This window comes from Bacteroides sp. K03, assembly GCF_019734355.1.
Classification (GTDB): domain Bacteria; phylum Bacteroidota; class Bacteroidia; order Bacteroidales; family Bacteroidaceae; genus Bacteroides; species Bacteroides nordii.
In genome coordinates, this window is sequence record NZ_JAASHC010000003.1 from 237,870 (window position 1) to 251,632 (window position 13,763).

General features: G+C 37.0%; 5 protein-coding genes and 3 pseudogenes. 3 read left to right on the forward strand and 5 right to left on the reverse strand.

What is annotated here, in order from left to right; genetic code table 11:
- Positions 1 to 21: 21 nt before the first annotated feature.
- From HCG69_RS03530 to HCG69_RS03545, 4 genes and pseudogenes are all read right to left on the reverse strand, one after another.
- Complete coding sequence (locus HCG69_RS03530; RefSeq protein ID WP_221648872.1) at positions 22 to 2,757, reverse strand: glycoside hydrolase family 38 C-terminal domain-containing protein; 2,736 nt, start codon at positions 2,755 to 2,757, stop codon at positions 22 to 24.
- Between the two features lie 56 nt (positions 2,758 to 2,813).
- Complete coding sequence (locus HCG69_RS03535; protein ID WP_221648873.1) at positions 2,814 to 5,198, reverse strand: chondroitinase family polysaccharide lyase; 2,385 nt, start codon at positions 5,196 to 5,198, stop codon at positions 2,814 to 2,816.
- Between the two features lie 23 nt (positions 5,199 to 5,221).
- A complete protein-coding gene (locus HCG69_RS03540; protein WP_221648874.1) occupies positions 5,222 to 7,327 on the reverse strand; it encodes an alpha-galactosidase in 2,106 nt (701 codons plus the stop codon).
- Positions 7,328 to 7,652: 325 nt separating this feature from the next.
- Positions 7,653 to 7,930 (reverse strand): annotated as a pseudogene (locus HCG69_RS03545) (UTRA domain-containing protein); the annotation flags it as partial.
- 609 nt (positions 7,931 to 8,539) lie between these two features.
- On the opposite strand from HCG69_RS03545, the pseudogene HCG69_RS03550 reads away from it, so the two are divergent.
- The 3 genes and pseudogenes from HCG69_RS03550 to HCG69_RS03560 all read left to right on the forward strand — a co-directional run.
- A pseudogene (locus HCG69_RS03550) lies at positions 8,540 to 8,626 on the forward strand (GGGtGRT protein); the annotation flags it as partial.
- Between the two features lie 114 nt (positions 8,627 to 8,740).
- Complete coding sequence (locus tag HCG69_RS03555; RefSeq protein ID WP_221648875.1) at positions 8,741 to 9,373, forward strand: hypothetical protein; 633 nt, start codon at positions 8,741 to 8,743, stop codon at positions 9,371 to 9,373.
- Between the two features lie 113 nt (positions 9,374 to 9,486).
- Positions 9,487 to 9,663: pseudogene (locus HCG69_RS03560) on the forward strand (GGGtGRT protein); the annotation flags it as partial.
- A 628-nt stretch (positions 9,664 to 10,291) separates the two neighbouring features.
- On the opposite strand, the gene HCG69_RS03565 reads toward HCG69_RS03560, so the two are convergent.
- The gene (locus HCG69_RS03565; RefSeq protein ID WP_255585409.1) at positions 10,292 to 13,273 is read right to left on the reverse strand and encodes a hypothetical protein; all 2,982 of its coding nucleotides are present in this window, start codon (positions 13,271 to 13,273) and stop codon (positions 10,292 to 10,294) included.
- Positions 13,274 to 13,763 lie beyond the last annotated feature (490 nt).

The window sequence follows — 13,763 nt, forward strand, 5'->3', positions numbered from 1 at the left end:
AAACAATATACGTTTATTGTTTTACCAGATTAGATAACTATGAGGAGCAAACTTATTCAATTTTATTTTAAACGTACCTTGTTTTATTGGAATAGGCATTCCTTCAGGCACCCCTCTCAAATTGACAGGTTGCGCTATTCCATCAACAAAAGTCGGCAAAGTTACTTCACATCCTCCTGAGTTACCTGCATTTTCCCAAAGGCGGAGTAATTTTCCGTTACCATCTGGATTCTTGCCATATGCAGTTACTAACACTCCTTTTTGAGAAACCTTTATTCCTTCTCTACTTGTAGGTAACTTTCCACCAGGAGTAGTAGCAATTCCTATTTGTAGCGGTAAGCGAGCCTCCCACGCTGGAGTAATTAAGCCGGATTCATCGTTATCCTGTTCATAATTTACCCAAATACGAACCTCCGAAGTCAGATTTCCACTCCAAAAAGAAGTGAAATTGGTATTCCAACGATTATTAAACAGGTTTAAGTAAATATGAGATTGGGGATTCTCATATTTGGGAGAAAAGTGCATGAAATTCAAATTCCCCATTACAAAGGCCGGTGCGTCCAACGGACAAATGCCGACTGAATAATCCGTATCTTTTATCATAATCCCGGAATTCGACCAAATGTAATTAAATTGACTACCTTCAATCAAGTCTTTTGTAGGATCAATGACAGACCCGACCCGTCCGATACGATATTCCGGATTATCCATTTTGAAAGGCAAAGACAACCATCCGGCTTCAGCTTCTTCTGTTGCAGGTTTATTCACCACATTTAGTTTTAAATCAATATACGGAAGATTTTCATACAACGTAACTACCAGACCGGCCGTATGCTGTCCTTCACCAAGGGATAAAGAAGGAATTAACATACCTTTAATGAATGATTTGTGGTTTTCCACATAGAATTCCATCTGTCGTGGAGATTTGTGACATGCTTTTGCCTGTTTGTCCAAATACGAGCCTTTACCGGTAATCGAATAATGCGATTTTTTATAACCATCAAAAATATACTCTTTCAGATATTGTAAAGACTGTTTCTGATCATATCGTTCATATATATATGAGCCGAATTTATTAGTTGATTCAGTATCGATCAGTTCCCTACGATTAATTTTGTCCCATACACTTTTAATACACCCTTCGCGAACATCAAAAGTAATCTTATACCACTTATTTTCAATATAGTTATCCCGTTCATTACCTTTCAGTGTACTGTATGTCTTTTCGGTAGTTCTATCTGTCAGGACATAGGTTTTATAACCATTGGCGGGAATATCTTCTGCAAAAAATGTACCCAAGCGGTTTGACGTATTTCCATACACTTTCAATTCGTATATTTTATTTGTACCAACTTCTTTTATATACTCCGCCCGAATGGATCCTTGAGTTGGCATTGCAAAATTGACCATACCACTTCTTCGCCATGGTAGAGGATTATAAACCACGAAGCGAAGACCGTCTTGTGCCACATTGTCAGCCAAAGTATATAATTCCCGTTCCAGTTCAGGGCGTAGAACTTGTTCTGCATGATTGATGTAATTAGCATGTTCCCTCCACGATTCCTCCATATGTGCATAAGTGGGACTTAAACCGGATAAATACATTTTATTCCACTCTTTTCCAATCATACCCGGTACGAAATGCTGATTTGCCAATCCCCATGTATGTTCTCCGAACATCAAGCTTTGGTCATAAACATAAGCTAACTCTTCATCTATTTCATAGGACATAATTCCCCATTCTTTTACTTGAGTATGCAATGTTTCTAATGCCGGAATGAGAGGGCGGACACGACGGGCTATACGAGTTGCATTGGGACTGGACATAACTCCATGTACCCAACTATCAGATATATCTCCTCTAATTATTGGAAGAGTTGGATTTTCTGTAAAGATGGCTTCTGCAAAATCCGCCATTTTCCCAATATGGATTTTGGCCTTCGGATATTTTTCTTTGATATGTTTGATAGTTTGTTCCACTTTTTCAGCAGTCGGTGGACCAGCATTATCCCCTGCATGTACAAATGTTAACCAAGATTTATGTTTCCAACCTTCCGGTGGGAACATTCCTCCTCCATATCCTTTTGAAAACATAGTCAGCACTCGCGAACCATCCGGTCCTTCCCACCAAAAAAGTGTCGGAACATTTATTTCCTGATTTGTTGGATTAGCTCCCATGTGAAAGAATTTGATACCTGCATGATGCAAAATAGTTGGTAAAATCCATGTATGCCCCGGCACATCAGTCATTTTTGCGTCTATTGGAAGTGCCAACCCATACTGCCTTGCCAACATTGATGAATATCCCAGTCCACGAACCAAGTCTTCAACCTCTAAAGTTTCAGTATGGGTTGTATAAGGTAGTGCATGTGTTACCAAATTACCATTTTTCAAAGCTTTTTCAATACGCAATCTACGCTCAGGAGTTTGTTTATCCCAAAGCATTTGTTTTAATGGCCATCCGGGAATTGTCCACACAAACTGCTCGTCTTTCATTTTATGGGTATTCCTGTCTATTACATCCATTGCCTTGTCGATCATGAATGTACGGTACTCATTAATTACATCACGTGCTAAAGCCGAGTATCCTATGTCAAAATGACTCTTGAACACTAAATAAAAGTCCATTTCCTGTGTTGATACTTGTTCAACATCGTCATTTTCATGTTTCTTGTAATTGTCTGCCTGTGCATTTATATGTCCAGTATAGACACAAAAATAAGTTAATAAAAACACAAACCATTTTATTTTTCTCATAATATACAATAAATTAAGCAATACACATACATTTATATTAACAAGAATTCTAAAATTTACTCTTCAGACTTCAATGTAATGTAAAGCGGTAATCCGTCTTTCAATATTAAGACTAATTCGGTATTATTCCCTACCTTTGAACAAGATGAAACACCCTTCGGGAACGATCCGGTTAACTTCCATCCCCCCCTCAAAATCAAAGTAGAAACCGTGGGAACAGAATGCCACTTCTTACCGTCTTCCGTCATTTCAGGCCTCAAATCCGGACTACACACGGCAAGCTTTAAAATCTCATTTTCTGGTTCTGCCCTCTCCATCAGTAAAAGTGGAGAATCTACCGAACACAGCATGCCTTCCTGCAAAAATTTTGCAGGAGCAAATAACGCATAGGCCAACGTATTAGAAGCGATATGCTTTAACACATGCAGCGAATCCTGATGTTGCCTTACGTCAAAAGCACCATTTTCTTTACAAAACAATTGCCTGGCATAGGTTGACATTCTCTTTGGAGTCGCTGTAGGAACAACGGCAAAACAATACTTTTTACGTATCGGCTTTATACCATGATTAAAATATGCTTTAGTTGCACAAAGAGTACCAAAAGACGAATCCGTAATACCTTCCGGACCAGGTGTATACTGATCTTTATAAGAAACCTGCAAAGGATCATTTCCGGAAGGAATGATATATCCTGTGCTACAAGGAGTTATCAGCCAGTTATTCTTATCATTATACAAAATCAAGCTTTCTCCCTTCTTCAATTTTTTTCCATTTACAACGGGAGTTTTATTTTCTTTATAGTCTATTGCCTGAAACAGATTTGTAGCAGTAATCCAGTCATCAGAATAATTTCCGTATGAACCGATCCCACTCCCCATACTTACCAATATACCATCAAAAGCAAAAACCGATTTACAGAACGACAAATTGGTAGGCTCAAACCGTCTTCCTCCCCAATAATCACCCTGGTCGAATGAAGCGGCAAATATACCGCAGTCTCCCCACGACAAAGCACCGGAAAAATTGGTCGTTTTAGCCCACTGGTCAAAACGGGATGTATTGTCCTTATTGGGAAGCATCTCATTCCAATTGGTATAATGTACCGTTGTCGCCCCAGGAATAACGTTCCAGTCCCAACCACCTCGTTCTCCACTGAACCGTTCCCATCCATCCGGATATCCCGACTTTTTCAAAGATCCGTCGTACATAATTTCCAAGGTACCATGACTTTGATAACGACCAAAACGATTCGTACCACTATACAATTCACCCCCCCAAAAGCGGGTCGTCGGACACCTCATAGTAGCGACCCAGTTATCATAACGATAAACAGCTGCCGGGCTGTAATTAAATTGATAAAATCCATCCAATTTATGAGGACGAATTCCTTTATAATAATTCGTTTCAAAAAAAGCATTGTAATAAGCTGCCAAATCTTCATCTATCTCTTTTCCTTCCAAATCTCCTCCGATCTCTATCAAATTACGGAACAGTTCAGCACCAAAATCAACTTTCAAGCCCGCAAACGGATGACGACCTGCCATACTATTAGCAAAGTAATGTGCATCACCGGACGTTGGTAAAGTAGCCATCAAATACTCACTGACTACAGCCTTTTTCATCCTCCGATAAGCATCAACCTGAATCTTAAAAGACGTTCCTCTTAATCGGTACATGTATTCCACCCAAGTTTTATAAGCATACATATAACCATTATAATGTGTTCTATGATGAAAACCAGTCCCATCAACTTTGAGCCCATCCCGATCACCGCATGTGTATTGCGTACAGGCCGACAAATAATCCGAGAAAGCCTTCATGTCTCTGACAGCCAGATTTTCATCAGGCTGATACAATGCACAAAAAAACAAATGTGGCAACATATTATACATATAATCCGTATTCACATTCTGCCTAATTATAGCCTCACCTTGATGCAGACGATCAAATTCCACTACTTGTTTAATTACTTCAATCAACCGACTTTTCTGTTCGTCACTGCAAGCCGGCAAAGCTGCCAACAAATGAAAAGGAATTTGTCTCACCATTCCATAGTCGCTATATACCAATTTGGGAATACGGGTAATAACACCATTTTCCAAAATAGCATCCATATATTCATTAAAATGAGCTCCTTCGGGATGTTTTAAGATAGCGGCAGAAGCCCAGGCATGTACATACTTCGAAAAAAGGATAGCCTCTTTCTTATCCAATACTTCCGTCGCACGAACCTTAATCAGTCCAACCATACGTTCAGAGTCCTTCCAATCCAAATCTGTTACTTCGTTGCAAACCAATGGAAACTGTTTCCTCAATCGATATAAATCCCGTTTTCCCTCCGGTACATTTTCCAAAGAAGATGTAAAAGAAAAAACTGTGGAAACAGACAAAAAACAAAAACAAAGTAAAAGAAAACATCCATTTATCTGTATACGTTTCATAAATCTATTTATTTAATAATCAATTATCTACTTTCAAAGTCTATCAATACGATCTCTCCGGGATTCAATTCAATAGAAACAGTTTCTCCATAACAATATAACTCTTTCATATTTTTTTCTTTAAGTTGGCTTATAGGTGAAGAGACACGAAAAGCTGTCGAGTTATCCGGATTCAGCCCAAGGACACGATCCAATGTAAATGTATACTTCTGTGCTTTGTCCGATGGATTGTGTATTGAGATATACCCCATTTCGTCACTCCATCCGCTATATCCGTATATTTCTTTATATTTTGGAGAACCTCCGTGCATCTTTACATGTTGGAATGTTGGAAAGAACTTATGACTCCATTTCAATCCTTCCGCCAATACATCCCAATCACTTGACGACAATTGATGCGTTTTAATATATAATTCAATAAATCCCGTACCACGACTCAAATTCATATATAAGTATTTTTTAAATGAATCTGCCGTTTCATCGAATTTAGTTTTCTTAGGTTCGTGGTTGAATATGGCATTTATAGGAAACTTCGTATTCTCTTCTGTCCATATTTGATAGTAAATATTGTCTCTATACACTAATTCATCCGTACGGTTACTGCCTCCTGCCGCATCGTCTGCATTAATAAGCCACACAACATCAATATATTGCAGCCACCACGAACTAAGATAAGCACCATTCGTAATGGCAATAAATATCTCAGGATTAATTTCAGACAAACGATCAAACATGTGTATCAATCTTTCCGTAGCAGCAGTCATATAATATAATTTCACTTCATCATAACGGGAAGTATTCAACCTACGATCGTTAGAAGCAAATTCCTCCGTGTTAAGCTGAGGAACAGCAGGAGTCCCCCTACCATTGAGTTCAAAATCACGGATGTTGAGATGTCCGAAAAGTCCATCGAATTTGAAATAAGAAATTCCTTTTGCCGCCAATTGACACACACGCTGTTCTAACTTATCCATATACGTTTTTCCAGTCATGGACATGCCATAAGAAAGTGACTCAAATCCATATTCTTTCATTCTGGGAACCATAGAAAGTCCTCCTAATATGGAAGCCGGACTTAACCAAATACCCAATCGAGAATTAGCTTTGTGTACAGCACTGACACTTTCGGAAAAATAAGGAGAAAATTTCGTCTTATTTATTGTCCAAACGGTATCTGACCAGTCAGCAGTAGCACTAATATCCTGCCATCCATCATCTATCACATACGCACTAAGAGAAGGACATTTACGGTCAACCACCAATTCTTTCTGTATTTTCTCAATACTTGAAATAAACTGTTTCTCTGTTACACGATTTCCATAATCAAACCAACTGTTATATTGAATCTGCAAGCGAAGAGGACGTTTCCTAATTCGTTTAATATAAGTATAGAAAGCATCGTCTATATATTTGACATCATCAGCCATACCTACCACGCTTTTATATGAAGTATAAATTTCTCCTTTTTGAAGTGTTTTTCCAATCAAATAGCTACAAGATATAAGATTATTGCTTACGGTGTTATAAGCCGCCGGAAACTCCATCCCCCAAAATGTACCGGTCTGCAATGTGTAAATCGGTTGTCCCAGCCCCGGTTTCCACTGCGAAGGGGCTTGTGCAGTAATACTTTTTATTGTATAATTCTGAAAAGCATCTTCCAAAGCTATAGATTCCACATCAACTTGCTCAATGGTCACCTCCTTGTTTGGTATAATTTGAATAAACTTACGACAGTAAGGTTCCTCCTCTTTCAATTCGTAATACAAGATTATTTTCATATCTTCTTTACTATTATATAATACGAACTGATAACTCTGTTTTTTTTCTTTATCATTAGATGAATTTTGTACCTTTTCTACTCGAAAATCTTCAGTATTGACCAAACGATCTGTACCGATTTTATCGGTACCATCAGACAAGCGTAACGCAAATTCATTACACGAAAGAGGAGATAGTTTTACTCCAACAAGTTTGTTTTCAATAAATAAAGTTCTCAATTTACCATCTTCAATACTTAGCTGTCTGGAAAGAAAGCGGTTCTCAAGCTTGAAAATATTCTCTTTACCCTGTACAACCGTTCCCGTCGCAAACAGAGTAATTAGTACTGCAAATATTTTAGTTATTCTCATGACATAAAAACAGTAAAAAAACAATTACATTACAACACCGGTGTATTCTATATAGCCGGGGTTACATTTCATTTTGTAAATGTACAAACAAGAAACTCGTTTAATACACCTTTTTTATTCAGTAATATTACAATATTGTATACTCCTTTAAATAACTCTTTTTATTTGAACAAAAGAATATTCCTTGTTTCGGCATATCTTTCAAATGTAACAAACTACTGCTACAAAAGAATAATGATTTTGATAACAAGTAAGTTAGAACCCAGTTTTGTACAAAAGTACATTTGTATTGAACAATAATAAATAATATGTATGAATATATTTTCTACCTTTCCACTTCTATTGTGTAAGTAAAGCTATCCGCCCGGTAATATCCGATGTTATATTCAATAGGTACTCCGTTCACATCATAAACAAATCTTTTCCTTATTAATATAGGATCACTGGATTGGATCTCTAGTTTTTCTGCAATAAATTCCCCTGCAAGTCTCGCTGAAATCTCCTCCTTGCTGGTCTTTGCCACTATATATATTGAGTTTCCAGCATATCGTATAATTGGCGTGTATAATCTTCCTCCCCGGTCAATGGAATATTTGGATTGAATATGAAGAGGTTTATTGCTGTTATGGTCTATTTTCATATCTATCCGGATTGGTTTATTTTCAGCAAATATAAGATTTATCAAAAAATAATCTAATTTTTTGATATAAAAACAAAATCTATATATTTACACAATATAAAGTATGTGCGAACATATAAATTTAAAAACAAGTATAAATACGAGAAAAGCTAATTATGATAAATTTCCTTCTACGAAGTTGACGGGGATGCTTGTTCAGGGTTGGGATGTATTACAAGAATAATTACCTTTGTACTTGATAATTTAATGTTTCACAACTGTTTCATTAAATACAATCGAGAGATGATTAACATACTGGAAATATGGAAATAGCAATAGTTACACAGGTGTAAATCAAGAGTTCTAACAGAAGCAGAAGGTTACTTTGTAATCTTAGATGGTCAACACAGGAGTACTCTAGTACTCGAACAGTAGAAGCGCTTAGACTATCAGAGAGCCATAAGAGAAAATAATCAACTGAATAACAAAGGTTAGTGGTCAGTTATTTGCGACTTATTCACGACCATTCAATAACATAACGATCTATGATAGATTAGTAAGTGGTTACAGGGATGCAATATACTATTATTTATCATAGTATGACAGATACGATGGGCCGTATGCACTCAGACGCTCAATTCGCTGGTTCTTCATCGGTTCCTGCTCACGTAGAAATGATGCAATCCCGTTCAACATATCACTTGTAAAGTTGTTCAATAACCATAAATTGATTACATTTGCATAAACTCATAATCATAACAAATTATGGAATACATTAATGAATTTCACAAGCAATGGATAGAGCGTACTCGCCAATCAATAGCATCTTGGAGCAAGCAGCCTGCATCGTTAGAAGAAGCAAAGAAGCAGCAGGAACGCTTGAACCAACAGAGAGCTATAAGAGAGGGCAAATCGAAGAACTAATTTCATTCGCCAATTCAAATGATTTATGGATAGACTTCAATCACATCCCTACCATCTATTTAGATAAAGGAGGTGAGAATGAAGTCTTTTACGATGGTGCAGCAACCATATATAAGCTGAATAACTTTGAATATGCAGGCGATGATTTAGGAAATTTCTTTATTCGCATCTCTGCACATAACAAGTTCTTTAGTAATGTACCCTATCAGATGATAGGCTTTGCCTATAATAGCCAGCAAGAGTTTTGTGCTGTTCTAATCCAACCTCACATACAAGCAGAGCGTGAAGCTACAGAAGATGAAATCGTAGAATATATGACAGCTCTTGGCTTTGAAATGGATTACATAGACGAATTCCATAACGAAGAATACGAAGTGTTTGATGCTGTCCCTAACAATGTGCTTTACGGAATAGACAATGACTTATACTTCATTGATACGCAAATCAGATTAAGGCCTCAATCCTATAAAGATTACTCTCGTCTAAAGGGAATTAGCCCATAATACAGCCCTTTTTGATAATTCGTTCTTTTACTTATTAACAAGGAGTTTATCTTTGACTATTATAGCATTGATTAATAGCTAATTGCTAAACCTTGCAGAGATACTGAGTCGCTGCTTCTTACGGCATGACGGACACTATGGGCCGTATGCACTCAGACGCTCAGTTCGCTGGTTCTTCATCGGTTCCTGCTCACGTAGAAATGATGGGATTCTTAGGAATTGGTAACAATCTGATAGTAGGTTGTACTGTGGCTTGTGCGGTTGACGTAGCTCAGGCTTTGGGCAAGTAATTTAAGCAATTACTATAGATTAAATCCCTGTAACTGAACAAGGATAACCATTACTTAAGACGATAAAGCAAAAGAAACAGAATATTGACAGGTACAATTCCGCATAAAAATAGCTTTATATACCCACTGTGAACTTTAGCACCGTTATAAGATATCAGAATAGAAATACTGTTTATGTTTGAATATTGAACCATCAGAAAACTAGACTATACCAGTATATACAATATTATTAAATAGATAAAAAAGTGATTGAAACAAGCTCAACTTATCTTCAATAATTAAATTAGACAGAAGAAAAGAGTTATTAAAACTTGGCTTGCATAAGACCACAGAATTATAGAGTTTCACCCTAAAATGTTATACAATATATTAACTTGAATTATCGTTAAATACAAACCAATCAACAATCTCTGTCACAAAAGTAGTCTCCCCTTAGGAGGTTGATTGAGCATACAGATATGTGCGACTGGAGAGATATAGAGTATGCCATTGAATTACTGACACAAACTATTTTGAAAATTGATAAAGAATCAAATAAATATTTATTTAAATAAAAGAGAAGACATAGATAAAAACGACGCCTTCTCCACAGAATATTATTAATTAAAAACTTATCATAGAATATACTTTACTCTCTCACACAACGGATAGCCTGAGCAAATCCCTGATATGAAAGTCTCATGTTATGAGCATTATAGGAAGATTCAAGTGACCAGGCTCCATAACGCATTCTTCTATCACTTGTTCCTGATATCAATTCACTCCGATTGTATCCAGGTCCTACACTTGACGACCAATAATAACCGGTACTACCTGCACTTTCCAGATTACCTGTCATATTATTCAAACGACCGGTAGCCGGAAAAAAGACAGAACGATATATCTTCTTTGAAGTATCAAAATTATAGTATAGTACTCCCTGATAAGCAGCTCTACTATTGTTTAATGACACACCATAGTTACCCGAAGAAGCTTCTTTTATAGGTCTTCTGTCAAAAAAACCATCCGAATAAAAAGTAAAAGATGTGTTTTTCAATTGTTTACGAGCTGTTCCACTTTTACCATAAGGATACGTTCCCGGCCCTGTATTGGTTGAAACAACATTGTCATAGGTTGTTTTATAATCAGCATTTGAAGAAGCATTCCCCGCAAAAGGCACTAAGAATAAAGAAGTTCTGAATTCAGAATACTTTATATCCGCTTTCTGATTTTCAAAATCAGTGGCAGAAGAGCCTGCAATCGGCAAATAAGGATAATATCCATTAGTAGATATCTTATTCGTATATCCATCTGTAGGCCGACGATATCCCGGAGGACAGACCTCAAATTGACTTTTATACACTGATATGCCGGTAGCTCCATCCCACATAATAGGGAATTCAGCGTATCCCCACGGGAAAGCCGTACTATTCAATGATTTTGTTGGATTATAAGCTCTACGATAATAACTACTATAATCAGTAGAAGATCCCAGATCTATCGCCCACTGAAAAAAGGCACCTGCCTGCGAAGGAAAATCAACGAAACGAGCCCCCCTTATACCAACATTTTCATGGGCAGGATTTCCATTTCCAGCCAATCCTTCCGTTGTTAAATTAAGAGGTGAAAACTCCGCAGCCCCAAGATTGCGCGAATCTGCAGCTAAAAGACGCATATCCTCTCTGACTTCTGAACTTATCAAAGTTCCACCATTCCAGCCATTATACACTTCTCCCGGAATCGGATCATCCGGACCATATATATAATGTGGCGCTTCTCCCTGCCGGACATAGATAATCATAGTCGGTGACCACGTAGCAGAAAGGCGATATTTCAAATTAACATATCCAAACTTTGGAGTTGCATCTTTATTTGCTACAAAATTAGCGCTTTCTTTTACGCCAATACGGAAATAAATACGACCTTTAAGACCTGTAATATTATAACCTGTTTCCCCTTTATATTGATTTGGGACTACATGGTATTTTTCAGCATCTTCCGGTGATTCGGTTCCTACCCCCGGATCAAAACTGGGGGTTGCACTTACTACCAGCCAATCCCGAAACTCAGCAGGCACCTCCACTGACCAGTCCCAGTTTACACCATGTTGCCCAGTAATGATACGTTCACCTTTCTGATTGTGTTTAAAAAAGACTCCATTAAACAAACCTTGTCCGTTTTTAGTGGGATCATTAACAAAGCGTAAACCTTCTTGTGTTACCACCACTTTTATTTCCCGCTGCAAAGCATTTTTTCCATCTTGTTCCTCCGCTGACAAAGTCAACGTATACGTACCAGTCATATTCTCAGTTCTGATATGTGGAGAACCGACAACCGTATTTGTACCATCAATCAACAAATCCATATAACCACTACCAGTCAGCGGATCAAAATAAAACCGGTAAGGATTGGAATTATTGATTTCATCTATTGCCAAACAGTTAAAAACCTCATTAGTAATACGCTTCGTAGCCTCTCCCTGCTTTTGCACAGTATTCAACACTCGTACCACCGGCATATTCGACCAGAAAGAAATACGAACCCCGTTCAAGTCTGTCATTTTAACTTCTTTATGAGATACATTTAAGATACGATTATCCACTATCTCCCAATCATTATCATCAGGAATCCATAGAGAAGGCTTTATATTTACTTCCAAAGGTGCTTTTATGACAGCCGTTAAATCGAGCCGGGCATTTGCCGGTAATCTATAATCCGGATCAGATAAAATTTGCAATTTACATGAAGGGCTATAATCTTTTATCATATTAACTGTAAAATCAACTGCATTTGCTTCCATCGTTTTTGTCGCAAAATAACTGGAAGGAACGATTACTCTTTTTATTCTGGCTGCCCAAACCAAATCATTCGCTTTATCCGCAGAAGTTAGAAAAGCCGGATTTATCTCAAAATAACCGGCATTATCATTAAGTGTAAATTTACGTATTACATTTCTGGTTATCGCTGTTCCATTGTAAGTTAAAGTTGGATCATCATATACCCAACCAGATACAGGATCACTGGGTAAGCCATGTACCAACGACACGCGATCTGGAAGATTCGAGAGAGTAACCCCTTCGAATACAGTAGAATTGAAATCTCCCAAATCTATTTTAGATTTTAAGACAACATCAATACGGGCAGCAAGTCGTCTTAATTTTACAACCAGTTCTGTACTTACAACGCTGTTTATTTCGATTTTTCCTCCGGCCAACACTTTTACACCTCCGTTTTCTGCTATCATAGGAATAATATAATCCGAATTAAAAAACTCTGCCGGATATGCAATTGACTTTACATCATCATAGTGATTAATACCATCAAGTAATGTTTGGATATCCTGACAGAGAGGTTCATTACACAGAAAAATAAAATTATATTCTCCTTGTTTAATAGGATGCTGCAAGGTAGTTCCGGCCAACACAGCACCATAATAAAAAACATTACTTTTACATATATTAGTAGCTTTATCAAATGCCAATACACGAAGCGTTTCAACTTTATCATCAATGCCATCTCCCGGCTTCGAGCCCTCATAACTACGGGTATTAATACCCGTTATCGTCACATGACCCTCCTTCGCATTCGTTTCAAACTTCTCGTCAAAACAAGAAGTTAACAATAAAAACATAAATAGAACAGATAGAGGCAAATAAATTCTTTGTCTATTAATAAACATATAATCCTTGGTTTTAATTCTTCTATGTACTGGTTTTTGTCTCAATGACACCTAAAAAAGAGTTTCTCTCTTTTCCAAAATATTCGAACATAAAGATGTATCTTATCATCCTGCATCATTTCAAATGTACAAAAAACAAATGTAGCTTATGGTTAAAAAAAAATAAAAAGTAAAATTAGTGATGGCACATAGCTCTAATTTATTAACAAAAAAATCATTAAGAAATGCAATTAGTATATTTTATTATTTAACATATATCTAATTTTTCAAACTCTAGTTCACGTATATCATGTCTGTTATTTCTCTTTGCCAACAATACATAGCTACATTAACAATACACTGATAATCTACTCTCCATTGTGTTGCTATGTTAACAACAATGACTATATTTGCATATGATTCTTATTAAAGAAGTATAAAGTTAAATCTGAGTTCTCATTTA